At 47.3% G+C, this 23,919-nt stretch carries 24 protein-coding genes; 11 read left to right on the forward strand and 13 right to left on the reverse strand.

What is annotated here, in order from left to right; genetic code table 11:
• Positions 1–38 precede the first annotated feature (38 nt).
• A complete protein-coding gene (locus tag C170_RS18775; RefSeq protein ID WP_179088680.1) occupies positions 39–518 on the reverse strand; it encodes a Dps family protein in 480 nt (159 codons plus the stop codon).
• 359 nt (positions 519–877) lie between these two features.
• Between C170_RS18775 and C170_RS18780 the strand changes: the two genes are divergently transcribed.
• Positions 878–1,228, forward strand: coding sequence for a hypothetical protein (locus tag C170_RS18780; protein WP_036612854.1), 351 nt, complete (start codon positions 878–880; stop codon positions 1,226–1,228).
• A gap of 71 nt (positions 1,229–1,299) precedes the next feature.
• Here the strand turns inward: C170_RS18780 and C170_RS18785 are convergent, their stop codons facing one another.
• Positions 1,300–2,037 (reverse strand): HAD family hydrolase, encoded by a 738-nt coding sequence (locus C170_RS18785; protein ID WP_036612856.1) that lies wholly within the window; start codon positions 2,035–2,037, stop codon positions 1,300–1,302.
• 287 nt (positions 2,038–2,324) lie between these two features.
• Here C170_RS18785 and C170_RS18790 point away from each other — a divergent pair, with 287 nt between their 5' ends.
• The 3 genes from C170_RS18790 to C170_RS18800 all read left to right on the forward strand — a co-directional run bounded on the left by C170_RS18790 (position 2,325) and on the right by C170_RS18800 (position 3,477).
• Positions 2,325–2,588 carry a hypothetical protein gene (locus tag C170_RS18790; RefSeq protein ID WP_051447285.1) on the forward strand — a complete coding sequence of 88 codons (264 nt, stop codon included), beginning with the start codon at positions 2,325–2,327 and terminating at the stop codon, positions 2,586–2,588.
• Between the two features lie 151 nt (positions 2,589–2,739).
• Positions 2,740–3,171, forward strand: coding sequence for an SMI1/KNR4 family protein (locus C170_RS18795; RefSeq protein ID WP_036612858.1), 432 nt, complete (start codon positions 2,740–2,742; stop codon positions 3,169–3,171).
• Between the two features lie 117 nt (positions 3,172–3,288).
• Entirely contained in the window at positions 3,289–3,477 is a 189-nt protein-coding gene (locus C170_RS18800) for a hypothetical protein (protein ID WP_036612861.1), read from the forward strand.
• Positions 3,478–3,559: 82 nt separating this feature from the next.
• Here the strand turns inward: C170_RS18800 and C170_RS18805 are convergent, their stop codons facing one another.
• The 7 genes from C170_RS18805 to C170_RS18840 form a co-directional block, all read right to left on the reverse strand.
• A complete protein-coding gene (locus C170_RS18805; RefSeq protein WP_036612863.1) occupies positions 3,560–5,299 on the reverse strand; it encodes an adenine deaminase C-terminal domain-containing protein in 1,740 nt (579 codons plus the stop codon).
• Positions 5,300–5,475: 176 nt separating this feature from the next.
• Positions 5,476–6,534 (reverse strand): ABC transporter ATP-binding protein, encoded by a 1,059-nt coding sequence (locus tag C170_RS18810; protein ID WP_036612866.1) that lies wholly within the window; start codon positions 6,532–6,534, stop codon positions 5,476–5,478.
• A gap of 18 nt (positions 6,535–6,552) precedes the next feature.
• The gene (locus C170_RS18815) at positions 6,553–7,344 is read right to left on the reverse strand and encodes an ABC transporter permease (protein WP_017691790.1); all 792 of its coding nucleotides are present in this window, start codon (positions 7,342–7,344) and stop codon (positions 6,553–6,555) included.
• A gap of 4 nt (positions 7,345–7,348) precedes the next feature.
• Entirely contained in the window at positions 7,349–8,170 is an 822-nt protein-coding gene (locus C170_RS18820; protein ID WP_036612869.1) for an ABC transporter permease, read from the reverse strand.
• A 204-nt stretch (positions 8,171–8,374) separates the two neighbouring features.
• Complete coding sequence (locus C170_RS18825; RefSeq protein WP_036612871.1) at positions 8,375–9,313, reverse strand: nucleoside hydrolase; 939 nt, start codon at positions 9,311–9,313, stop codon at positions 8,375–8,377.
• A 98-nt stretch (positions 9,314–9,411) separates the two neighbouring features.
• On the reverse strand, positions 9,412–10,482 hold the full coding sequence (locus C170_RS18830) for an ABC transporter substrate-binding protein (RefSeq protein WP_036613093.1): 1,071 nt from the start codon (positions 10,480–10,482) through the stop codon (positions 9,412–9,414).
• 251 nt (positions 10,483–10,733) lie between these two features.
• Positions 10,734–11,078 carry a Na-translocating system protein MpsC family protein gene (locus C170_RS18840; RefSeq protein WP_036612876.1) on the reverse strand — a complete coding sequence of 115 codons (345 nt, stop codon included), beginning with the start codon at positions 11,076–11,078 and terminating at the stop codon, positions 10,734–10,736.
• A gap of 374 nt (positions 11,079–11,452) precedes the next feature.
• Here C170_RS18840 and C170_RS18845 point away from each other — a divergent pair, with 374 nt between their 5' ends.
• The 4 genes from C170_RS18845 to C170_RS18860 all read left to right on the forward strand — a co-directional run bounded on the left by C170_RS18845 (position 11,453) and on the right by C170_RS18860 (position 15,426).
• Positions 11,453–12,367, forward strand: a complete 915-nt coding sequence (locus tag C170_RS18845) for a zinc ribbon domain-containing protein (RefSeq protein WP_036612879.1) — start codon at positions 11,453–11,455, stop codon at positions 12,365–12,367.
• 321 nt (positions 12,368–12,688) lie between these two features.
• Positions 12,689–12,901, forward strand: coding sequence for a hypothetical protein (locus tag C170_RS18850; protein ID WP_036612882.1), 213 nt, complete (start codon positions 12,689–12,691; stop codon positions 12,899–12,901).
• Positions 12,901–13,434, forward strand: coding sequence for a DUF3105 domain-containing protein (locus tag C170_RS30175; RefSeq protein WP_051447286.1), 534 nt, complete (start codon positions 12,901–12,903; stop codon positions 13,432–13,434). The genes C170_RS18850 and C170_RS30175 overlap by 1 nt, the downstream gene beginning before the upstream one ends.
• Positions 13,435–13,707: 273 nt before the next feature.
• Complete coding sequence (locus tag C170_RS18860; protein ID WP_036612885.1) at positions 13,708–15,426, forward strand: methyl-accepting chemotaxis protein; 1,719 nt, start codon at positions 13,708–13,710, stop codon at positions 15,424–15,426.
• A 150-nt stretch (positions 15,427–15,576) separates the two neighbouring features.
• Here C170_RS18860 and C170_RS18865 read toward each other — a convergent pair whose 3' ends face one another.
• Both C170_RS18865 and C170_RS18870 read right to left on the reverse strand, forming a co-directional pair.
• Entirely contained in the window at positions 15,577–16,530 is a 954-nt protein-coding gene (locus C170_RS18865; RefSeq protein WP_017691781.1) for a nucleoside hydrolase, read from the reverse strand.
• Between the two features lie 269 nt (positions 16,531–16,799).
• The gene (locus tag C170_RS18870) at positions 16,800–19,037 is read right to left on the reverse strand and encodes an MMPL family transporter (protein WP_036612887.1); all 2,238 of its coding nucleotides are present in this window, start codon (positions 19,035–19,037) and stop codon (positions 16,800–16,802) included.
• Positions 19,038–19,215: 178 nt separating this feature from the next.
• Here C170_RS18870 and C170_RS18875 point away from each other — a divergent pair, with 178 nt between their 5' ends.
• Positions 19,216–19,842, forward strand: a complete 627-nt coding sequence (locus tag C170_RS18875) for a TetR/AcrR family transcriptional regulator (protein ID WP_036612891.1) — start codon at positions 19,216–19,218, stop codon at positions 19,840–19,842.
• Positions 19,843–19,844: 2 nt separating this feature from the next.
• On the opposite strand, the gene pdxR is transcribed toward C170_RS18875, so the two are convergent.
• Complete coding sequence (gene pdxR / locus C170_RS18880; RefSeq protein ID WP_327196647.1) at positions 19,845–21,311, reverse strand: MocR-like pyridoxine biosynthesis transcription factor PdxR; 1,467 nt, start codon at positions 21,309–21,311, stop codon at positions 19,845–19,847.
• 157 nt (positions 21,312–21,468) lie between these two features.
• On the opposite strand from pdxR, the gene C170_RS18885 reads away from it, so the two are divergent.
• Positions 21,469–22,059 (forward strand): GNAT family N-acetyltransferase, encoded by a 591-nt coding sequence (locus C170_RS18885; protein WP_036612892.1) that lies wholly within the window; start codon positions 21,469–21,471, stop codon positions 22,057–22,059.
• Between the two features lie 40 nt (positions 22,060–22,099).
• Here C170_RS18885 and C170_RS18890 read toward each other — a convergent pair whose 3' ends face one another.
• Positions 22,100–22,996 (reverse strand): diacylglycerol/lipid kinase family protein, encoded by an 897-nt coding sequence (locus C170_RS18890; protein WP_036612894.1) that lies wholly within the window; start codon positions 22,994–22,996, stop codon positions 22,100–22,102.
• A gap of 315 nt (positions 22,997–23,311) precedes the next feature.
• On the opposite strand from C170_RS18890, the gene C170_RS18895 reads away from it, so the two are divergent.
• Positions 23,312–23,905: a hypothetical protein gene (locus tag C170_RS18895; protein WP_036612896.1), complete on the forward strand. Its 594-nt coding sequence runs from the start codon at positions 23,312–23,314 to the stop codon at positions 23,903–23,905.
• Positions 23,906–23,919 lie beyond the last annotated feature (14 nt).

Raw genomic sequence — 23,919 nt, forward strand, 5'->3', positions numbered from 1 at the left:
ACTCTACATATCGTTGTCAGGATGTAGGGTGACTTTGCTTATTTGCCCAGAAATGCGGTTAACATCCAGACCTCTTTATCCAGCGCAGCGGTGAATCCAATCAGCATATCTTCCGTTGCGTTATCTTCCGCTTCTCCTGCTTCGTGAATGCCTTGACGAATCACTTCCACCATCGTGTGCAAATCAGCAACCACCGACTCTACCATACGTTCAGCAGACAACCGGCCTTGTGCCTCTTCAATCGGAGAGAGACGTAGCTGTTCAGTCATCGTAGCTACCGGACGTCCACCAATAGCAAGCAAACGTTCTGCAACTTCGTCCATATTTGCCGTAGCCAAGTTATACAGTTCTTCGAATTTGGCATGTAGTGTGAAGAAATGAGGCCCTTGGACATACCAGTGGAAGTTATGCAGTTTCGTGTACAATACGGACCAACCTGCGATCTGACGGTTCAGGACCTCTTGAAGTGCGGTGGCATTGTTAGCAAAAGTGTTGTTTCTAGTTTGGATTGTGCTCATGAAATTTATCCCCTCTCGAATATAAAAATAGAATTTGAATTTTATAATGGATTGCTTTGATTCGCTTCTTTTTAATTTAGACTTAATCTAAATCTTGTTTTAATTATAACACCGCATATCCTGTTTGGGAAGGCTCTGAACTACTCTTTCAAATGAAGATTTCATGAAGCACAGCTTCATAGAAACATTGGCGCAGGCTAATAAAAAAGATGATTTTAAGCAAACTCTCCCCAACCTATTGGAGTTATGATAGACTCATCTGATCGGATTATCCATAAATTAGTGAAATAGGATGATACCCATCATAAAGATAGTTACCATTATAGGAAGTTAACTTAGTCACTATTGCGGAGGTAAACATGAGGATATTTCAATTTAAACAAGAGTCAGGGAAAAAGATTACCAAATTCGATTCTAATTTCGTAATGTCACGTATAACGCAGACCAAAAAAGCAGCTCATATCGGATGTATGCATTTAGCTGAGGGTGGGGTCATAGGTTATCACCAAGCTGTAGTTCCTCAACTCCTTTTAATAGTAAGTGGAGAGGGTTGGGTTAGAGGGGAAGCAAATGAATACATCAAAGTTCGTTGTGGCGAAGCGGTTCACTGGGATAAACATGAATGGCACGAAACCAAAACAGAAGCTGGACTCATGGCAATTGTAATTGAAAGCGAAGAGTTAGACACCTCATTAATGATGCCTTTATAGAAGGTATAATATAAAAAAGCAGACCTGCACCTAAGACGGTAACAAGACTGCTCCTTTAAACATAAATCTCCTTAAGCTTGAACACACTCAAAAGTCAGAATACGACTGATCTCTTCATAGCTTGATGCAACAAAATGAGGTTGATGATCGGACTCCGGCAGCGCCTCCCGATGGTTGAACCAGATGACTGTCCATCCTGCATCCACTGCACCTACCACATCATTACGCCACGAGTCTCCGATGTAATAGCTGGAACGGGCATCTGTCCCGGACTGCTTATTCACATATTCGAACAACCTGCGATCCGGCTTCGCATAACCAGTCATACCGGAGATGAAAATCAGATGCTTGTCCACGAAACTGAGCACATCCAGTGCTTCAAGCTTGCGGCGCTGATGCTCTCCTTCTCCATTGGTGATTAGACCAACAGTATGGCCTTCTGCCTGAAGCCTTCTGATCAGCTCATACGCTCCTTCAAAAGGTACAATCTCAAACTGTCTGCTCAGATACTGTGCTTGTAGTTCTTCAGCCTGTCCCGATTGTAGGGGGAGTCCGAACTCTTCCATCGTCAACTCAAACCTCCGACGGCGCATTCGCTCTACTGCATCCGCTTCTGGTACAGCGGACAGATCTTCTTGTGCAGACAGCCAGTCACTATAATAACGAAAACGATGATAGGCCTCAGCATAAGGGAACTCATCGGGCAGGCCGAGAACGTCCTGCAACGTGCCACGAAGTGGCTGCAAGTGATCATATAACGTATCATCTACGTCGAAAAATATGGTTTTAGCATTATTTATTTCACTCATAATGGTTGTCTATCCTCCTGCTTTTGCGTCCAAACACTCTTTTCTTACTACTATATATGTATTCCTATCCCTCGTCCAAAAGGGATTTGTTGCGTGATCATCTCTACTCAGAACAGTACCCATAATAACGCTTAGACCAGAATTGATCGGACGGCTTTATATGTTAAAATAAGGGTGATTAAATCTGAGGTGATGACGATGTTCAACCCAAAATTCTTCTTCTATTAGTTGTGCTCAAGGCACTGGCTACTCAAGCCAAAATCTAGCCCGGTACAACGGGGATGAAGATGTTCACACAGGAAGAGATTCAATCATGGGAAAATGAAACAGCTTTTGCACAGAGACACAACAAGAAGTTCATTGATCCAAGAAAAGAAAAGCTGAAAGATCACCGTAAAGGAATCAAGAGCACGCATTACAACAAAGAAAGTAAACCCGATCGTAAACATGATTATCGTCTGTATAGAACCAAAATGAAGCGTCTCATGCACCACGAGCAATACGATCTTCTGCACAACTATAAACGAACGAGCGGTTGGCTAACTTGGTAAACTGGAGTTAGAAGAGTAGTCCTTACATAACATTACTGCGCTACATCAAAATCAGTAGCCTTTTAAGTTAAGAAGGACTTCTTTTTTCAATCAATTACATACCGTTTCATTCGTTACTGACAGTTAGAATATATCGAGGAGGCCTTTATTCATGTGGAAAGAGCATCTTCATAGCATTTCGAAGGAGTATACGTTCAGTCCCCCTGCATCTGGTGATGACATTGCAAAGGTGGAAGACTCCTTACAGGTTACGCTCCCTCGTGAATTAAAAGAAATATTGCTCGAAACCAATGGAGTCAGAGCTATTTACGATTTGGGACTTATCTGGTCAGAAGATCGAATTAAGAATGAAAACAGACATTATCGGGATGACCACTCCCAAGATTACTACATGCCCTTTGATCACCTGCTCTTCTTCGGGGAAAGTGGGATTGGGGATTTATTTGCTTTTCCTGTGACAGGGGATGGAACGTGTAGAGATGACGTGTTTGTGTGGAATCATGAAAATGACAGCCGAAAATGGGTCGCACCTTCAGTGTCCAAATATTTGGAGTGGACTTTAGAAGGCAAAATAAAAATTTAGGTTACACGGACTAACGGACCCTAATCTACGATGGATAATTAGATAATTTTGTATTTCCATTTAATGAATATTATATTAATGAACACATTACAAATGAATAAAAGGTGGAATGAACTTATGAGTATATCAGAAAAGAAATGTCATGATTGCGGAGGAACATCTTTCGTAGAAGCATCGGATTACATCAACCTTCGTCCATTGGATAAAAAAATGACTCTCGGTGTGGAAAAAATGTACACGGTTTGTCTTGATTGCGGCGAAGTAGTTTCCATTAAAGTGAAGAACCCAGAGAAGTTGCTAAAATAATAATTCCAACAAGCACAGACAAAAACACCCTAGCTCACAATTGTGATATAGGGTGTTTTTTCACGACATATGTGTCTTCAAACTATACAATCAACGATACAACCTTACCTGCATTCACATCAATCAGGCCATAGTCCGTAATCTTCAGCGCGGGACTTACCGCAAGGGAGTGCGTGCTAATCGACATGATCGGATTGTAATGCACGTACCCAAGAGACAACATCGCTGCTCTCAGTTCCTTCACTTGATGAGACACTACTGCGAGTGGTTCTTCCGTCAAAATGCCACCTACGGGAAGTTCCAGATGGGACAGCACCTTGCCATCTTCCACTACACAGAAGCCGCCCTGGCTCGAAATTACCGTGTTAGCTGCCAATATCATATCTTCACGATTACGTCCTACAACCAGCAGGTTGTGATTGTCGTGTGAATATGTCGTTGCAATAGCACCACGTTTGATAGTGTCTCCACCGATCAGACCATGTGCACGATTGCCGTTCACACCATAACGTTCAAAGGTCGCGATCTGCGCATATCCGCTTTCTTCCCAGCGTAATTCACCATCCGCAGACTGAATCGGTGCAATATGTTCTTCCACAAAAGTAGAACCATCCTTCACCATCATGACACGGCATTGGTACTCACCTTCACCAGCGAGATCAACACCTGATCCACTGACTTTTGGGTCTGACAACTGAATTGCAAAATCTGCTACGCCCAACTTCTCCAACTGTACACTCTTATAGAAGTGAGGTGGAAACTGCCCGGTTATGCGTTCCTGCTTATACGGTTCGTAATCGTCATAAGCTTTGCGGCCGTTTTTGTACACCTGATCAATAGAGAGATCCTCCAGGTTAGATAACAACACATAATCGGCCACTTTGCCTGGGGCAATGCTCCCACGATCGGTCATTTTCATCCGGGAAGCAGGGGTTGATGTGGCTGCATAAATCGCGTCTTCCGGACGCATCCCCATCTGAATTGCCTTGCGTACGATATGATCCAGATGACCACGCTCCACCAGTGAATCCGGCATTACATCATCTGTTACAAAGCAGAAGTGCTGCGCCACATCATGTTGAATCAGGTACTCCATGACTTCCGAGGTCATTGATTTCTCTTGAATTTCAATAAACATACCTGCCGCAATCCGCGCCTGTAATCCCTCAATGCTCTGATGAGTGTGGTCGGAATCGATGCCAGCGTAGATCAGTCGATGCAGATCAAGTCCAAGCAGTTTCGGTGTATGACCTTCGATCACCAGGTCGGGATAGTTTTTGCGAATATGCTGTAAAATCTGGTTTGTCTTGCACTCCGGATCACGGATGACATCGACATAGTTCATGATCTCGCCCAGACAGATGATCTCTCCAGTCGCGAGCAACACGTCCATATCTTCAATCTCAATCGAACCGCCTGTTGTCTCCATCGGGGTTGCCGGAACGGAACTCGGGATCGCATAGAACATATCTACTGTCGTCTCCCGACTCACAGCCATCATCTCCTGCACACCCTCCAGCCCGAACACATTCGCCATCTCATGCGGTTCTGCGACAATGGACGTTACCCCGCAGCCAATCAGACCATGGGAAAAGGTTTCCGGTGTCACCATCGTACTTTCGATATGCAGATGGATATCGATCAAGCCAGGAATCATGTATCTTCCCCGCGCATCAATGACTTCGTCTGCCTGAATCATCTCAGGTCCGCCGGGTCCAACATATAGAAATCTGCCGTCCAATACAGCGACGTTGTTCATTTCAAACCGTTTATAATAACTGTTATACACATGTACATTCACAATCAGTTGATCTGCACGCATGGGGCATAATCTCCTTCTTCACAAGCATTTCACCACGATGCGAACCGGACAATGAACCTGCACTTTAATCTGCTGTACTGCACATGACTGCGCACCACTGCCATCGTCCGGAAATCATCGCATGAATTGCCTTCTTTACTGCTCTTATTTCTTAAAGCTACTCGCTACATTCACGACTACTCTACCAATACAAGCTTGTCCTGTGGGAAGATCAGGCTAACACGTTGCCCGCTAAGGTATGGTGTTTCCATCTCCTGATTTGCTGTAAAATCACCGAGTTCCGTCTCGATCACATACTGATAACTGCGTCCCAGATACGTGCTGACCTTGATAATCCCCGGCAAAGCATTCACCACATCCGCAGAAGTATCTCCACTAACGATCAGATCATCCGGGCGAATCGCACCTTTGCGTGCACCAGGACGTGCTGTTCCAGGATGTGCGGTTGCTGTAAATGTGCGTCCACCTGCACTCAGTGTGATTAATTCACCTGCATCACTGCGCTCCGCGAATTCAATGAAATTATGGAACCCGATGAATCGTGCTACAAACTCCGTTGCCGGATATTTGAAAATGGTTTCCGGGCGGTCGAGCTGCTCAACCACGCCTTTGTTCATAATCGCTACCTGATCCGAGATCGAGAAACACTCTTCCTGGTCATGAGAGACATACAGCGTTGTGATGCCCAACTCTTGCTGAATACGGCGAATCTCCACCCGCATGTTAAGGCGCAGGTTGGCATCCAGGTTACTGAGTGGTTCGTCGAACAAGAGCAGGTCAGGTTCAATGACCAATGCACGAGCAATGGCTACACGCTGACGCTGTCCACCGGACAGTTCTTGTGGAAAACGTTTCTCAAATCCATTCAGGTTAACGACTTCCAGGATTCGCATCACACGGGAAGAGATATCCTTGTCTTTCACCTTGCGCATCCGCAGGCCAAAGGCCACGTTGTCATAGACAGACAGATGCGGGAATAACGCATAACTCTGAAATACAAATCCAAAGTTCCGCTTGTTCGCCGGAACCTTCGTATAATCCTTGCCGCCGAACATAAACTTGCCCTGTGATGCTTCCAGAAATCCGGCGATGAGGCGCAGCGTAGTTGTTTTGCCGCAACCGCTCGGTCCGAGCAGGGAGAGCAGTTTACCTTTTTCCAGCTCCAACTGAAAATCCTTCAGGATTGTCTGCTTATCGTATGCCACGGATACGTGGTCTAATGTCAGCAATGCCATAGCGTTCTGCGCCTCCAATTAACGTTTAGTAAAGTATGAAAATCCGCCCATGATCCGTTCGATCACGAACATTAATAGTCCGGTCAGTACCATCAACAGCACGGAAATCGCTGCAATCGTTGGGTCAAAATAATTCTCCACATACGTCAGCATCTGGATCGGTAATGTGCTTACCCCTGGTCCGGTCATGAACACCGAGATGTCCACGTTGTTGAAGGACTCCAGGAAAGCAATCAGCACGGCAGCGATAATTCCTGAGCGGATATTAGGCAGCACGATCGTGAAGAACGTTCTTACCCGTCCCGCACCAAGACTCAGCGCAGCTTCTTCCACTGCAAAGTCAAAGCTCGACAGACTCGACGCGATAACCCGAATGATAAATGGAAGCATGATAATCGTATGACCGATCAGCAATCCGAGGTACATCGGCAGATGGTAGATTACGATCAGGTATTTCATCAATGTAAAACCAAGCACGATTCCCGGGATCAGTACCGGGGACAGGAACAGTGCGTTCAGCACGGACTTGCCTTTGAAATCGTAACGACTAAGTGCATACGCAGCCGGAACTCCGAGCACCAGTGCCAACAAGTTTCCCAGTAAGGAAATGATGATGGACGTCTGGAATGTGCGGAGGAAACCGCCTGTGTTGAAAATATTCTCATACCAGCGGAAGGAGAACCCTTCCGGCGGAAATTTGAGTACCGTTCCCGGTTCAAACGAAGTGACCGATATGATCAGAAGCGGGCCCAGCAGAAAGATAAAGACCAGCAGACTGAACAGGCCCAGCCCGATATGTTTCTCCCGCATATGTCTACCCCTTCGGATTTAAAGTTTTGGCCATTTTGTTCATGACACCAACCACGACAAATGTAATCACAATCATAATCGCGGCAACAACCGAGGCCAGATACCAGTCGTTGAGGGTCATGGCGTTTTGATACAGGAACGTAGCAATTACACGCTGTTTTCCTCCAAGGAGGGCAGGTGTGGTATACGCCGTCAGGCTTCCGACAAAGACAAGCACGGCTCCGATCACAAGTCCTGGCACAGCCAGCGGGAACACGACCCGGCGGAATGCCGTAATGCGCGATGCACCCAGACTTTGTGCTGCTTTGAGCAGGTCACCGTCAATGTTCTCCAGCACGCCCACCAGAGAGATAATCATCAGTGGCAGGAACAGATGCGTCAGACCAATCATCATCGCTGCTGGTGTATACAGAATATCCAGCGGCTTGTCCACGATACCCAGACCAACAAGGGTGTTATTGATCAACCCTTTGCGTCCAAGAATGATCATCCAGCTAAACGAGCGCACGACCGGGCTCGTCAGCAGTGGGAAGATCGCCAGTGCCAGCAAAATACCTTTGCGACGCGGCGCTTTCTGCGAAATATAATAAGCTGTCGGGAATCCGAGCACCACACAGACGATGGTGGTGACCACGCTGACTTGCAGCGTCGTAAGCAATATTTTCAAAAAGTATGGGTCTCTGAAAAAATGCATGTATCCTTCAAACGTGAAGGAGTTTTCTTGGAAAAACGTCGACCCGATCGTCAGGACAATCGGAATGATCATAAATGCCGCCAAAAACACGAATCCCGGCAGCAATAGCCAGTAGATTACTGATTTCTTCATCGCGATACTCCTGACTTGTAAATTTAATTCGAGATTGATACTTGAATACTCCGATTGCAGTACCGTCCTTCGATCCCTGTTATCCCCCGATTTATTGATTCACTTTCATAGGTAAAAATCGGGGGATAAAGGGGAACGCTTCGCTTCTCCAGATCGGTTCTGCACTCTCCGCAATCGTATAAATATCTAATTGGGGCAGAGCAACTACGCGTTTAACGCGTTGATAAACAGTTCAAGGAATGCTTCCGCATCTACGGTTTCGCAGACGAGGGTGTTGGGCTGCTCACCCAAACGGTTTTGGAAGTCGCATACCATCTGGCCATCGCACAGGCGGCTGGCAGTTTCGACATCGACGTAATACGATTTGCGTCCTACCAGTTCCGGGGCAAGGGCTACGCCCACAGCTAGTGGATCATGTAAAGCGCAAGCGCGGACGCCGTTCATTTGTTCATATCGGTTGATATAAATCTCTGTGCTTTGAGCGACATACGCGCGAAGTGCAGGATCAGTGAGACGCTCAATCGTTGCTTCATTCAGCAATGTTTGACGCGTCACATCCAATCCGACTTGGGTAAGCTTCTCGATGCCTGCGTGCAGTACGATGCGTGCGGCCTCTGGATCAGCGTAGGTGTTGTACTCGGCGGTTGGTGTAATGTTGCCATGTCCACGAACTACGCCACCCATGAAGATGACTTCCTTCAATAAAGAAGGTAATTCAGGACACTTCATCAGCGCGAGTGCCAGGTTAGTTAAGGGTGCGGTCATGATTAATGTCAGTTCGCCCGGATATTGCTTGGCTTGTTCCACGATAAAGTCTGGCGCAAAACCTTCCTCGGCTTTCTTAGACACGGCCGGATCAGGCAGCGCACCGCCCAATCCGTCCTGTCCATGTACCCGGTGTTCATAATGAGACTTGCGAGTGAGTGGTCCAGCTGCTCCGGCAATGGCCGGGATCGTTGGTGCACCCGCGAGTTCAAGAATTTTGCACGTATTCTCTGTTGCCTGCTGGAGTGATACGTTCCCACAGACTGTGGTGATGCCGAGAATGTCCAACTTCCGACTTTTGACGGCCAGCAAAATCGCCAGTGCATCGTCAATCCCCGTGTCCACGTCCAGAATGATGCGATTTTGCGCTTCACTCATCCGTTCTCAACTCCTATGCGGTGATATGGTTGCTTGCTGCAAATGATATAAGTTAAACATGTTGACCAAAGATAACTTTTAAGTCAGTCGGTACTTGTTTATTGTGCAATCTCACGGTTCCAGCGATCTGTCCAGCCTTTAACCTGTTGATTCACGAATTCCATATCCAGCTTGTTCAGCTTCTCAACAACTTCAGCGCCGTATGTTACGCCTTCTGCTTCTTCAGCAGTCAGTTCAACCTTTGTGTTAACCGGGGAATCGACTTTGGCTTTGGCAGATTTCGCTTGTACATCCTGGCTCAGCTGCCAGTTGATGAACTCTTCAGCGAGCTCTTTGTTTTTGCTACCCTTCACGACATTGATTGTGTTCATCACGGCATATGCACCTTCGCTAGGTGTAACAAACTTTGCATTAGGCACCGCTGCTTTCAGATCTTTGAAATACATTTCCATGATCGGTCCGCCCGCAATTTCTTCTTGGGAGAACATGTTCACGAACTCGGACGTTTGGCTATAGAATTTCACCACATTGCCGCTCAGTTTTTTCAGTTCAGCAAATGCCGCATCTTCATTAAACGTATCGTTACCGGCTACACGGGAAGCTGCATCCACAACCATTGGGCCTGCTGTTGCCGTAATATTCGGGATGGTCAGGTTACCTTCGAACGCCGGGTCCCACAGGTCACTCCATGAAGTCACTTCTTTGGATACGAGATCCGGGTTATAAGCGATACCGAGCTGTCCAACCGTGTAGGCCGGGCCATAATCCTCACCAAGTGGTGCTTTGGCAATATCATAAATGTCATTTACATTTGGAATTTTGGAGCGGTCAATTTTCTCAAACAGACCTTCATCGATACCTTGTTGTGCATAGTAATCAGACAGGTAGATAACATCGACATTTGATGTTCCTTGACGAATTTTATTCAGACGTTCAGCATTATTGCCGACTTCGAGCACGATGTCTACATTATGTTCTTTTTCGAATGGACCAAATACTTCTTCATTGAAGAAATCTTCAGAGAAGCCCCAAGTGGAGATAACCAATTTGTTCGCTGCGGTTCCCCCACTGCCTGATCCGCCTGTTGCATCATCCGTGCTGCTGCCACAACCTGCAAGTAATACTGATGTCATTGCCACTGCTGCCAAACCGCTAATCCACTTTTTCATCATGATCCTGATTCCCCCTGATATATGTGATGTGTATGAAAAAACAAAAAGAAAAGTGCTCTTGTATAAACAAGAACACTTTTCTTCGTAAACAAAGGAAAGCGACACCCGCTGCCGGTACATCATCGGTTTCTGCTTCAGAATCAATCCAAAGACAGACGCCATCATATGAAATTTGTACGGAACCTAATCCTGAATCCGGGCCATAACCTCTGCATACATCAACAAGAATCAATCCTGCCGATCCATCCTTAGGCCTGTTCCAGAATCACATTTGTGATTGCCCACTGAGTGGACGCATCATAATCCCGCAATATAGCTTCAATTGGCATACCCATGTGTTGCTCGAGCTTCTCCCGGAATTTCTTCTTATATAAGACAGACATGCGGAAGTCCACTTCCAGCTTTAAGCCGGGGGCCTCCCCTTCCAGGGCGTCAGAGCGCGGTGAACGTCGGTGCTTTGCGTAGAAGGTCACAATATTCTGGTCAATGGTCACTCTCAGGAGAGTGGTGCCAAATCCGAACAGTTCCTTCGAAATTTCGTTATAATACTGGCACATCTTCTTCTTGCTCTCATTGCTGTCCAGTAGTTCCATGAACTCACCCACATCTCTTACTACCGTACATTCGACGTGTTAACACGATTGATTATACATAAATATACGATCATAGGCAACCCAAAAGATATAGTTAACATGATAATAACACATAAAAGCGAACGATGAGACATTAACAACTAAAAACAATTCGTCTTAAACCACAGTGAATTTACATTAATATGCCTGCATGTCATTCCTATACTATTGTTGCTTCTATACTCCGTTTTCATACACAGGATTCGAGGCTTTGTTTCAACTTTCCCTAAATGGGTACTAATTCCTGCGAAACATAGACAAACTTCGTCATTAACCGTTAAAATGAGACACAATGTTGACATGTTTTTATTTTCTAGAAATTGGAGGCTTATACCATGAAATGTCCAGTATGTAATCACGAAAATGGAGATGCCCATTTTTGCGAGAGGTGCGGCTCTAATCTAACGCAAACAACCTCATCACCAACTCCTGTACCGAACTCGGAATCTGCTGCTTCCGAACCCGAATATACCCGTTGGTCCAGCACGCAGGCTACCTCTTCCCAGGCATCCGTTCCACCCAACACACCATCCGTCTCCATTCACAAGGAACAGGCGAGAGAATCAACAGGTACCAATGACCATGCTTCTGCAGGAGACAATAGCTCCAATCAGTGGAATAATATTGTGCAGAATGAGAAAGTTCAGCAAGCCAAAGAAGTAAGCAAACAGTATCTATCCTATTTCCTCAGTGTATTGGCCCGTCCTTATCAGACGATGAAAACCGTTGGTGACCAGCATTCCCTAAACGGATGGCTAACGATGGCGCTAATTGCAGTTCTATCTTCTACATACTTCTTAATTACCTTTAGTCGCATAGGCATGGACGGCTTGTTCATTGGTGGATTTTTAAGACCGTTGTTGTTCACCGTCATTATCCTGATTGCCTCTATTGCACTGATGTACGCTATTCTGAAGATTGAAAAAATAACCTTCCGTCCCAAAACACTGGTTGCCCAGTTTGGTACATTGCTTGTTCCTGCTGTCGTATCCCTTGTTCTGGCGAATCTGTTTATTATCATCTCGTATTCCATCGCGATCTCATTACTTGCTGTCTCGTATATTATTATCTTTGTTGCGCTGAACGCGGTGCTGTTCCAATATCCACTGAATCGTACCCAAGCAGCCATCGACAGCATGTACAGCGTGCTGATCGCCAATGTGGTCGTATTCTTTATTCTGTATCGATTGTTGGGTGAGATTGTTATTGGGCTGATCCGCTTGATGCTTTCGCCGTTTGGACGTCTGTAAACTATATCAGTTGGAATAAAGCTGTTTACACTCGTTACTTCGATGACAGAACAACTTCCGATCGCTGTTATCTCATTAGATTTGTATTAAGGCCTTCCTTGCTCATGCCGGGAAGGCCTTTTTTAGGTTTTCTATGGCAGCGTTGCGCCGAGCATGTATCATACACTATAATGTGTAGTGCAACAGGTATGTTCTTATTTACGTAACAAACACGGAACTAGCAACTCCCGTTACGTAATGAGTGGATTCACCACTGCCACCAACACTACATTATGTAGTGTATTAATCACTCATTTTACAAAGAAAGCAGAGGAACTCTCTATGGACATGACTCATATGAATCATATGCAAATGGAGCACGAGGCAGGTACATCCTACCTGTGGCTCATCGTAGGTGTAATTGTATTGCTGTTCTCCATCGCCACCTATATCTGGGCATCACGCACACAGGGAAAAATCCTGGGCCACATGAAAAAGAAAGAGCGGGCGGACATCCAAAAAAAAGTCGATCCCTTCGGCTGGCTGCACATGTAATGATGGCTGTATCGATTATTACGTTTGGTCTGTTCTTCATGCAAGGGGCAGGTAAAACATATAATGTAGCCGATCTGAAGTCCAACGCGACAATCGACGTGACGGACGATAAATATTACGGGGCAAACCATACGGAGGACCCCATTCAGTATGAGATGACAATTCCAACATCGGGACCGCATAATCCGCATGATATCAAGTTTGGATTTTACACCGACTTCCCGGGCTATAATTATCTGGTACACAATCTGGAGCACGGGGACATCATCATCTATTATCGTGAGAACGCCAGCGAGGATTTGAAGGAACATCTGAAATACCTCGCCAAATTCCGCGAAGCCGGAGCAGGTATTCTGGCTGTACCCAACAAGGATATTCCCGAAGGCAGTGAAGTCGTGGTGACGGCATGGACCAAAACGATGAAGCTCGACCAATTCGACGATGCCAAAGTAGGTACTTTTATCAATAAATATATTAATCAGGGACCTGAAAAGATTCCTGCCTCTGTTCGCCAGGGCGGCGGAACGATGTAATGACGTAATCACCCAGTCATGTGAAGCCCCTCTATGTAGTGACAATGAGGTTTGTTCCAATGATGAGCATGGTCAATATAGGATTGAAACAAAACCAGCTCCCGGATCAAATTGACTCGGGAGCTAATTCTTTATGGACCGGATGCCGATATTTCAAGTAGAAAACTGTATATTTGATATACAATACATACGAACCAAAGAAAAACGACAAACACCAAGTAAAGAGACAAAGAGAAGATTGATTCAACAGATCAAGGGGGAACACTTTTACCAATGAACAGTTTGTTTATGAGGATCTTTTTATTTTTTTCCTGTCTGATGCTAGCCGCGGGTGCGGTTCTTGGCATTACCATGTACCGTTCATCGGCCCAACTGGTCGAGCAATCCATGGGGATGCAGGCACAGGCTGTGGGTGAACGGGCAGCTGCATTAATTGACACCTCTCTGTATGCACCACTCAGTACCGGACAGGACGAGACAGCGTATTACGGCATATTGCGTGAGCAGCTCAGTCAGTTGCGCGAGGCCAATGGACTCAAGTATCTGTATACCCTTGGTACACGCGAAGAAAATGGAACAAATACATATTTCTACGTTGTGGATGGGGCAGCTGCCGATGTGGCAGAGGATGACTTCTCCCCTTACGGTTCCGCAGAAGAGACCCATTATGAAGGAATGCTACAAGCTTTTGAACAGAATGAGCCTATTCGGGGCGAACTCACACAGGATGAATATGGCGCTACCATTACAGCATATGTGCCGATCCATGGGGCTGACGGGAAAGTACTAGGATTGGTCGGTGCGGATCTGGATTCCACTGCGGTCTATGAACTGATGTCCCGCAACCGTATGACCATGATCTGGACAGCCTTGGCTATTGTTCTGCTGAGTGTCTTGCTGGTGTATGGATTCGCCCATTACTTGACCCGACCATTGGTGAAGTTGAAGAAGTTAATTACCCAGGTAGGAAAAGGCGATCTGACCGTCAACGTTGAACTTAGTCGCAAGGACGAGGTGGGACAGCTCGCTTCCGAGTTCAAACATCTGGTTACAGGTACCCGTGATGTCATAACGGGCATCCGTCAAAGCTCCGACTCTCTGCTACAAGCTGCAGAAGGAGTATCCAAACATTCGCAGGCAACTGCCGAAGCCAGCCAGCGCATTGCCGAGCATACCAATCATACGGCCAGTGGAGCTGCTGAACAGGTGGCTCGTGCTGGCGAAGTTACGGTAGCCATGGAAGAGATCACACGCAGCATGCAGCATATTGCGAATTCTTCTTCTATAGTCGCGGATGTATCACAGGAAACGACCAATAACGCGGTGCAAGGTCAGGCCAACATCAACACGGCGATGGACAGTATGGACAAAATTCATCAAGCGAATGTGCAGATGGTGGCCTCCACCTCTCAGCTGGAGCAGTACTCAGGTAAAATTGAGTCGGTGGCACATCTGATGAAAGGTATCGCTTCACAGACCAATCTGCTCGCACTTAATGCAAGTATTGAAGCAGCTCGTGCAGGAGAGTATGGCAGCGGGTTTGCAGTGGTTGCCTCAGAGGTTCGCAAGCTTGCGGGGGAATCAGAGCAATCGTCCCAGCATGTAACCGAACTGATCGCCGAGATGACACGCCAGACTGCCCTGTTGTCAGAACATATGTCTGCCAGCACATCAGCAGTCCAATCCGGTCTCGTTGTTGTTCAGGAGGCAGGCCGTTCATTCACATCCATTCATACCGGGATTGAGACGATGAATGAACGTCTGCACGAAGTATCCGCAGCATCTGAGCAGCTGTCTGCCAGTGCAGAAGAAGTGTCCGCTTCCGTGGAGGACATGGAGCATATCTCGCGTGAATCCTCTTCAAGTATCCAGAAGGTATCGCACGCTACCGGTAGCCAGCTGCAATCCATGGATGAGATGAGTGCATCCGCCGAATCTCTGCGGGTATTGTCCAGTGAGCTGAACGGATTGATTGGTCGATTTAAAATATAGCGGGCAGCTAGATTACTATATAAATCAGCACAAAACAAAAAGCCGCACGGCAGGGAAGGGATCATGGGGTTCAACCCCATACCCAGACCACTGCCTGCGGCTTTATTTTTGTTGTACCTTTAATGTTGGCAAGCCTTACGGCTGCCTGAATTAGTAGCGCTGCGGAGCAGCTTTTTTACCCAAATCCGTCATATACGTAAAGAACGCTTCCGGATCGGTATCATACACCAGTTGTACTGGACGTCCGTCTGCTTGCTCCACCGTGCGGCCTTGGCTAGGACCATCCGGGATGACAATACAGTTTACGGTTTTTTTCTTCACGATGTCCTCGCGTCCAACGGAAGCCGTTGTCAGCACATCCCACAGATAGTATGTGGAATTCGTCTCACTGTACACCAGTGGCGGACAACCTGCGTAACAGTTACCCAAGAAGTCAACGCCTTCGAAGCGACGCTCTGCTGCCCAGCGGTTACGAACGGCTGGAGTCAGAGGTACTTTGTTCGTGCTTTCCAGTGCAACCAGATCGATCTGGATACCACTCTGCCATACACGGTAAGCCGCTTCCGGGTCCCAGAATACGTTCCACTCTGCTGTGCCATCATGCTCAGGTTCTTCTACGTTACCACGCTCAAATGTACCGCCCATCCATACCAGCTTGTCGATTTTCTCTTCAATGTCTGGTGCTTCGTCCAGTGCACGCGCAAGGTCAGTCAGTGGGCCTGTGAACAGGAGCAACGTTTTGCCTTCGGTATTGCGCACTTTCTCGATTAGATGCTGGTGTGCAGGAACGGCAGAAAGTGGTGCTTCCATTTTGCCGGACTCGTTCAGTACAGGAAGTGCATCTACATAGAAGGAATGCAGTCTCCACGCCGCAGGAAATGGATTTTTCCCTCTGGAGTTGGATTTGGATACCTCTACGGAATATGTACCGAAACGATCGATAATTTTACGGCTGGCATCTGTTGCTGGCTCCAGATATCCGTCTGCCGGAATAACCGATACGCCGGTTACATGTACATTGTCCATTTGCAGAAGCATGAACAGCGATACGAGGTCATCCACGCCGCCGTCATGGTTAAAATACACATTAAGTTGGTTCGTCATGCTTGCTTTCATCCTTCCCCTGGTTGTCCCATTGATGTTGATCATCCGTCTGCCCAAGGCCGACGCTCTCTCTATTATGTCCCATAACCCTTGGTTACGTAAACCTTCCCCATACAAAGAAAACAAGGATCACGCCTCATCCTGCGGATATTTTACAGTTCCACCATTCCATCTCAGGAGGACAACTGGTAGAGGTCATCATCGTTCGGAAAACAAAGAAATGGACAGCAGGCTTGAAGCCCCGCCGTCCATCTCACCCATTCCATGCATTACATGGACTGGTTCTGTTTCTCTTTCTCTTCATTCTTCTCTGCAATTGGCACATACTTTCCTGGCCAGAAGGCCCATTTACCCAGCAATGCGGTGATCGCCGGTACCATGAACGGACGAACCAGGAAGGTATCCAACATCACACCAACGGCTGTGATTATACCAAACTGCACCAACACCTGAATTGGCAATGTAGCAAGTACCGCAAACGTTCCTGCCAAGATCAGACCTGCAGATGTAATAACAGAGCTTGTCTCGCCAACACCTTCTCTGATCGCTTGACGAAGCGGCATCGTTTTGCGTTTCTGCCAGATGCTAGAGATCATGAAGATGTTGTAGTCTTCACCCAGTGCCACGAGGAATACAAAGGAATACAGCGGAATCGCTCCCTGAATGGCATCTGCGCCAAGTCCGTAGTGAATGATGATCCAACCCAAACCCAGTGCAGAGAAATACGACAGAACAACCGTTGCAATCAGATACGCCGTAGCTACAACTGAACGCAGGTATAATAGTAATAACAAAGTAATCATGCCGATGACCACGGGAATAATGATCTTGGCATCCCGTTCTCCGGTTACTTCAATGTCATACTGTTCAGCCGTCTGACCATCGATCCAGACCTGACTGTCCACATTAGCTACACCAGCGTCTTGAAGCGCGTGTTCCGCAGTAGCTCGCAGATCTGGAATATGCTGCATCGCCTCCATGGAATATGGATTCAGATTAAATTCCACATCAAAGGCGGTAATGTTGGCATTCTCGGCACCCTGCTGAGCATCGCCTACTTTGCTAATGTAATCCAGCGATTCGAGACGTTGCTTCAGATCAGTTTCTTTGCCTTCGGCATCAACGATCACTTTGACTGGAGCCAGCTCACCTTGGGAGAATTGTTCACCGATGACGGTGAAACCTTCGCGGGAAGGCACATCCTCCGGGAAGGAAGACAACAGATCATACGTGAATTTAACCTGAGTAGAGAATGCCGCCAGTCCTCCCAGCAATACCAACGTAATTGCAAGAACGGTCCATGGCTTTGTTACTACAACACGGCCAATCCAGCTTTCCTTCACTTTGCGCGGGGCAGGAGCCGGTTTGCCTTTTTTCTTCGCACGCTCCACTTCCATCTCATGTGTACGTGGTACGAACGGATAGAATGAACCCCGACCGAAGATCGCCAGAAGCGCCGGAACCAGTGTCAGACTTGCAATAAACATGATAAAGATGGACAGACTGAATGGTACGGCAAAGCGATGATATGCACCGTATTCAGCCAGCAACAGTACCAGTAGTGCTGCAACGACCGTGAATCCACTCATGGCAATGGCGCCAGATGATCCGGTAATTGCCTGGAAAATGGCTTTCTTTTTGTCCGGCTCATGATAGAGAATCTGGCGGTATCTGGAGATCATGAACAGGCAGTAATCCGTTCCTGCTCCAAATAACAATACGGTCATGATCGAGATCGATTGTGCGTCCACCGTGATCCAGCCCTGATCTGCCATGAATCCGAGTATGGGGCTTGTCACCATATACGCGAATCCAACCGCAATAATCGGGATAATTGCCAGTACAGGCGAGCGGTAGATCAACAGCAACAGTACTAATACCAGTACAACCGTAGCGATCAGCAAGGATACATCGGCGGAGGAGAATAGCCCGCTCGCATCAATGGATATCCCTACTGGCCCTGTCACACGGGCAATCAGTGTATTGGTATCATCTATGGCTACATCGAACGGATTTGCCCCGAAGATGTCTTGTGTTTTTTGCTCAAGTGCTTCAATAGCTTCCTTCAATTGTTCTGAATCGGCACCTTCATTGAAGAAAAGTGGCATAACCAAAGTACTTCCGTCTTCCGAAAGCTGGCCTTTCAATGCCTGTGGTGGCAATTGATAGAGTGGCACAACGGACTGTTGTTGTTCTACCGGATCTTGATCCAGTCGCTCCGTTAATGCCTGAATGTTCTCAATCTGCTCATCCGTTAGACCGCCGGCTTGACGCCATACGATCAGCGCGGGCAATCCTTCACCACCAGGGAATTCCTTCTCGGCAAGTGCAGCTGCCTGAACCGATGGTTTAGATTCACTCAGATCCTGTGCGTTATTGGTTTCACGATCACCTACAGCAGGCCATACCATGCCAAGCACAACGGCGATAATGATCCATACCAACAGCGTAATCCATTTGCTTCGTTTGCCGGCAACCCAGCGGCCGTAACCCGAACCTTCCTGCATTGTCTCTTCATCTCCCTATTCTGTTTCTATGAAGCCCTAATATATATGATGGTGTAGTAATGAACCACGGGTCATAGTATAATCGAGTTAATTATATATACCGGAAGGTTAATTTTTCAATGCCTAATTTTGTGAACACTTCTAACAAGCAATTAAATACGTAAAGAGGTATGTACTTATGAGCAAAAAAACAAACATTCCCCGTTCACCGGGTAGACCCAAAACTGGTGTGGATCAAGCATCTGTGCAATCAAACATATTGATGACCGCGTCACGTCTGTTTATGGAATACGGGTATGAACCCGTCTCTCTCCAGCAGATCGCTTCGTTATGTAATGTGACCAAAGCATCAATCTATTATCATTTCACCAGCAAAGCCGACCTGTTCACCGTTGCCATCACCCGCATGATGGCGATGGGCATGCAGCAGACTTCGCTCCGTCTGGATGAACCTGGTACGTTGCAAGAACGACTGGTTAAGGTTGCCGAAGCCAAGATGCAGCATTCCCATATTGAAACGGAGACCATGATGCGAGAAGCCGAGAAACATCTGGACACGGAGCAGCTCGCTCAGATTCGGGAAGCAGAGGTTCGCATATTCGAAGTACTAGCTACCCATTTTCAGAAGGAGATGGATAATGGTTATTTGCGGGTCGGGAACCCTATGCTGCTTGCCCATGCATTTACGTCACTGCTGATGCTCGCGAACCGCGAAGATGTACGCAACATGAATGGCGGCAGCATCGAGGAACTTGCGCAGGAACTGGTGGCGCTGTTTCTGGATGGAGCGGTTAAACGGAACTGATGCTAGCTCCAGATTCTAGCCAATGCGGCAATACCCGGGTCAATGCGTTCCAGCTCTATTCCGGCAAAACCGATAATGAACTCTCTTTTGCCGTCTGCTGGTCTGCTCCCGTTCGCCCACAAATATTCCGTTGAACTGATCTGTATCCCTGCCTCTATCGCTGCGGTTACCAATTCTGTGGCTGACTGTTTGGTTACCATTCGCAATACCAGATGGAATCCGGAATGTTGACCCCTTATTTCAACCCGATCTCCAAAATGCATCTGAATGGCCTGAACGATCAGGTCATGCTTTCGTTTGTAGACATTACGCATTTTACGGATATGCTTGCCCAGTTCTCCTTCACGCATGAACATCTCCAATGTTCGCTGATGGAGTCGGGAGGCTGATTGCTCGAATAGAACATTCTTATACATTTCGCGAAAATCATCCATTAATTCTCTCGGAAGCACCATGTAATGGATACAAAGAGCAGGTGCGAGCACCTGCGAGAAACCACCCATATAGAATACGCGACTTCTCTCGCGTAGCCCCTGCATTGATGGGATTGGTCTTCCATGATACCGGAACTCTCCATCGTAATCATCCTCGATAATGTATGCCTTTGTTCGTTCCGCCCATTCGAGCAACGCCAATCTGCGAGTGATCGGCATGGTCATACCTAGTGGAAATTGGTGAGAGGGTGACACACCCGCCAATTTTACCCCGGCCTGTTCCAGCTCCGTTAAGTTTATGCCATCAGGATCCAGAGAGATCGGGACAACCCGATAACCATAATTGTGGAATGTACCAGGTAACAGTCGGTATCCAGGATTCTCTACACCGATGGAATGCGTTGATTCTCCTTTGTGAAGAAGGGTCTGTGCTAATAGAGACATTAGCAGATGCTGTTCAGCACCCACAACAATCTGCTCTGGAGAACAGCTGACTCCCCTGAACTGCGCAAGATAGACAGCAATCTCACATCGTAGTCCCCATTCTCCCTGAGGGTCTCCATAGAACAACAACTCCTTCGCTTCTTCCCGCCAGATTCGATTAACATATTGGTGCCACTTGGCAATTGGAAACAGGCTGAAATCATTGCGTGACATATGAAAATCATATTGAACTGCTCGGGCAGGGCGTATTGCCTGATGGTCTGACCACGTCTTTTGGGCCACGGGAGCTTGTCCGGCTGTCTGTTTATCTGTTTGCCCAATCTGCATGGCATGATCGCTGTCCACCATGGCACGAACATGATAGCCACGACGTGGCTGACTGTATATATATCCTTCGGCGATCAATTGCTGATAGGCCCATTCCACCGGAGTAGTGCTTATTCCAAGCATCTCGGCAAGTTTTCGCACCGAAGGCAATCGGCTATGTTCAGCCCAATCCCCGTGAATGATTTCCCTTTTGATATGATCCGAGAGCTGTACATAGATTGGCGCACTATCGTTCTCGTCTAGCTTCGGTAATGTAATCATCATGATGCACCTCATCTGTCCTGCAAAATTAATTAAAACTGTATATTTGGAAGTATACAGTATTGGGATATACTCATGTCATCATCAATGTGTAACGCCAACTTTAAGAGGCAGGGCCATCTCGATCAGTCCCGCCTTGAACCTATAGGAGGAACAACTAATGTCACATTCAAAACCTTCCCCACGTATCCCACGTCTGCTAGAAACGTCGCGCATATATCTGCGTCCCTTCGAGATTACAGATGTGGATGCATACTTCCCCGGTCTGTTTGACGCCGAGATGCGTAGGCTGACGGGAACACAGAACAGTTTCACACGCGCTCAGGTCGAACGTTATGTTGAGAGCGCTGCACAAGATGACACCAGACTCATGCTACTTATTGCTTTACAGGAAAATGACCAGATCATCGGAGATGTCGTCCTGATGGACATGCATGCCAAGAATCGCAGTGCACATATCCGGGTTGCCATCGATCAGTCGGAACATCAAGGAAAAGGTTACGGTAGCGAGGCGTTGCTACTTATGCTGGACTACGGCTTCGGAATCTGTAACCTGCATCGAATCGAGCTTGAGGTGTACGCCTTCAACGAGCGAGCCATTCGCACGTATGAGAAGCTTGGATTCCAGCGCGAGGGTGTGAAGCGGGATGTCTTGTTCTACAATCATCAATACCATGATGCCATTCAGATGAGCATGCTTGAGGATGAGTTCAGGCAACGTGATATGAGAGATCAGCCAGGGAATGTTTAAGTTTTCGATCAACTAAAATCAAACTAAAAAACCGGGGGATCTAATAAACCTCCCCGGTTAGAAACTTCAGATGACCCGTCAGCACCGACAGCTCGGCGGGTGTCTCCATATACAATTCGCCGTCCGTGTCAGCTGACATCGGCGCATCCGTCTTCACTTTTAACGTAGATGCCTTGAAGTATGAAATACTCTCACTCTGAGGTTGCCATTCTCCCTCTGGCTTGTGCGACAGAATCTCTCGTAGCAGCGGAATGCCTGTCTCATGAATAATGAGCACGTCCAGTTCGCCATCCTGCAACGCATCCGGTGCAAAGGGCAATGCATTTGTTCCCAGAAAACGGCCATTGGCTGCATAGATCATCACCGCTTCGCCTTCCATCTCTTTCCCATCCGCCTCCAGTTGGTAACGAAACGGCTCTGTATGACTAATTGTCTGTAAAGTGCTGATAAAATAACTGAGCTTCCCCAGCGCGCCTTTCAGATTCTCGTTAATATTCTGCGATGCATCACTGATCAAGCCAATGCCAAAAAAGTTCGTGAACACCCGATCATTAGCTCGTCCAACATCAATAGATACCACCCGACCTGCCAGCATTTCTTGTGCCGCAATCTCTGCATCCGGTGAAATCCCGAGCGAACGCGCAAAGTCATTACAGGTGCCTCCAGGCAATATACCAATCAACGGAGGATGTTGCAGATCAGCCAGTCCATTCACGCATTCATGCACCGTGCCATCCCCACCCAGGATGAAGACCACATCGAATTGCTCCCCGCGTTCACGACACAGCATCTCTCCCTCACCCGGTTCATCCGTGCGTACAATGACGAGTTCATGAACAGCAGGAGCCAGCACACCAGCCACAAGGCCCACTGTATTCTCACGATTGGCCTTGCCCGAATGATGATGATGAATTAACAACGCTTTGTTAAACTCCATCCCTCTTCCTCCATTCCAATGCTTGTAAACCTTTACCCACAAAGGTTGAAGCCGTAAACAAGCCCTTCGCTAAGTACACATCATGATTCCAAATAGGTTTCCCAATCAGGTATGCATCCTAATCCTCATTCATTCGTAATAGCTAGATGGCCCGTTTATCCATAAACCATTTCCTTGTTTAACCAGATGTATGCATGAGAAAAAGGGTTTCTCGGCACCTTAATGTCATAAGGTTGCAAATTTTGCTGGTGAGAACCCATTCAAATTGAGTCAAAACGGTTATATCTATACCATATACGAATGGAGGGATTCCCTATGATTCCGGCAACGTTGGAACAATTGGAGCAAGTTCGCAAGGAATGCCGTACCATGGTTCGCAAAAGAGCTACCGCTTCTGCCGGTACAACACTCGTTCCGCTGCCCGGTACAGACGTACTGGCTGATGTGGGGATGCTGATGCAGCTGTTGCCTGCCATTAACAATAAATTCGGATTATCACAAAAACAGTTGGACGGCATGGACCCCGAGACCAAATCCATGATCTATGGATTCGTGATGTCCATCGGAAGCAAAGTCATTGGTCGTATGATCACCAAGGAATTGGTGGTACAGGTTCTGAAAAGAGTCGGCGTACGCGTAGCCACCAAATCCGTCGCCAAATTTGTCCCCTTTGCAGGACAGGGATTGGCTGCCGCACTCAGCTTCACAGCCATGCGCTATGTGGGTAACAAACATGTGGATGACTGTTATGAGGTTGTGAAACGCATGATTGAGCAGCGCGAATTAATCCCGGGTGAACCCGCTCCGTCTGCGCTGGAGGAAGCCAACAGCGACGACGTGAAGGCAGAAGTAAGGTCGGTCTCTAGCAATGACACTGATGAACCTGCGAACGATTCTAAGGATCAGTAAAATGCGGGTCATGC

Source organism: Paenibacillus sp. FSL H7-689, assembly GCF_000517905.1.
In the GTDB taxonomy this organism is placed as follows: Bacteria; Bacillota; Bacilli; order Paenibacillales; family Paenibacillaceae; genus Paenibacillus; species Paenibacillus amylolyticus.

Bases quoted from the DNA above. Each gene is read 5' to 3' on its own strand.
- pdxR (WP_327196647.1), bottom strand. From the start codon at position 21,311: ATGATGATTACATTACCGAAGCTAGACGAGAACGATAGTGCGCCAATC.
- C170_RS18895 (WP_036612896.1), top strand. From the start codon at position 23,312: ATGATTCCGGCAACGTTGGAACAATTGGAGCAAGTTCGCAAGGAATGC.
- C170_RS18870 (WP_036612887.1), bottom strand. From the start codon at position 19,037: ATGCAGGAAGGTTCGGGTTACGGCCGCTGGGTTGCCGGCAAACGAAGC.
- C170_RS30175 (WP_051447286.1), top strand. From the start codon at position 12,901: ATGATGGCTGTATCGATTATTACGTTTGGTCTGTTCTTCATGCAAGGG.
- C170_RS18865 (WP_017691781.1), bottom strand. From the start codon at position 16,530: ATGACGAACCAACTTAATGTGTATTTTAACCATGACGGCGGCGTGGAT.
- C170_RS18830 (WP_036613093.1), bottom strand. From the start codon at position 10,482: ATGAAAAAGTGGATTAGCGGTTTGGCAGCAGTGGCAATGACATCAGTA.
- C170_RS18775 (WP_179088680.1), bottom strand. From the start codon at position 518: ATGAGCACAATCCAAACTAGAAACAACACTTTTGCTAACAATGCCACC.
- C170_RS18805 (WP_036612863.1), bottom strand. From the start codon at position 5,299: ATGCGTGCAGATCAACTGATTGTGAATGTACATGTGTATAACAGTTAT.
- C170_RS18885 (WP_036612892.1), top strand. From the start codon at position 21,469: ATGTCACATTCAAAACCTTCCCCACGTATCCCACGTCTGCTAGAAACG.
- C170_RS18790 (WP_051447285.1), top strand. From the start codon at position 2,325: ATGTTCACACAGGAAGAGATTCAATCATGGGAAAATGAAACAGCTTTT.
- C170_RS18810 (WP_036612866.1), bottom strand. From the start codon at position 6,534: ATGGCATTGCTGACATTAGACCACGTATCCGTGGCATACGATAAGCAG.
- C170_RS18850 (WP_036612882.1), top strand. From the start codon at position 12,689: ATGGACATGACTCATATGAATCATATGCAAATGGAGCACGAGGCAGGT.
- C170_RS18785 (WP_036612856.1), bottom strand. From the start codon at position 2,037: ATGAGTGAAATAAATAATGCTAAAACCATATTTTTCGACGTAGATGAT.
- C170_RS18860 (WP_036612885.1), top strand. From the start codon at position 13,708: ATGAACAGTTTGTTTATGAGGATCTTTTTATTTTTTTCCTGTCTGATG.
- C170_RS18815 (WP_017691790.1), bottom strand. From the start codon at position 7,344: ATGCGGGAGAAACATATCGGGCTGGGCCTGTTCAGTCTGCTGGTCTTT.
- C170_RS18780 (WP_036612854.1), top strand. From the start codon at position 878: ATGAGGATATTTCAATTTAAACAAGAGTCAGGGAAAAAGATTACCAAA.
- C170_RS18890 (WP_036612894.1), bottom strand. From the start codon at position 22,996: ATGGAGTTTAACAAAGCGTTGTTAATTCATCATCATCATTCGGGCAAG.
- C170_RS18825 (WP_036612871.1), bottom strand. From the start codon at position 9,313: ATGAGTGAAGCGCAAAATCGCATCATTCTGGACGTGGACACGGGGATT.
- C170_RS18875 (WP_036612891.1), top strand. From the start codon at position 19,216: ATGAGCAAAAAAACAAACATTCCCCGTTCACCGGGTAGACCCAAAACT.
- C170_RS18845 (WP_036612879.1), top strand. From the start codon at position 11,453: ATGAAATGTCCAGTATGTAATCACGAAAATGGAGATGCCCATTTTTGC.
- C170_RS18820 (WP_036612869.1), bottom strand. From the start codon at position 8,170: ATGAAGAAATCAGTAATCTACTGGCTATTGCTGCCGGGATTCGTGTTT.
- C170_RS18840 (WP_036612876.1), bottom strand. From the start codon at position 11,078: ATGGAACTACTGGACAGCAATGAGAGCAAGAAGAAGATGTGCCAGTAT.
- C170_RS18795 (WP_036612858.1), top strand. From the start codon at position 2,740: ATGTGGAAAGAGCATCTTCATAGCATTTCGAAGGAGTATACGTTCAGT.
- C170_RS18800 (WP_036612861.1), top strand. From the start codon at position 3,289: ATGAGTATATCAGAAAAGAAATGTCATGATTGCGGAGGAACATCTTTC.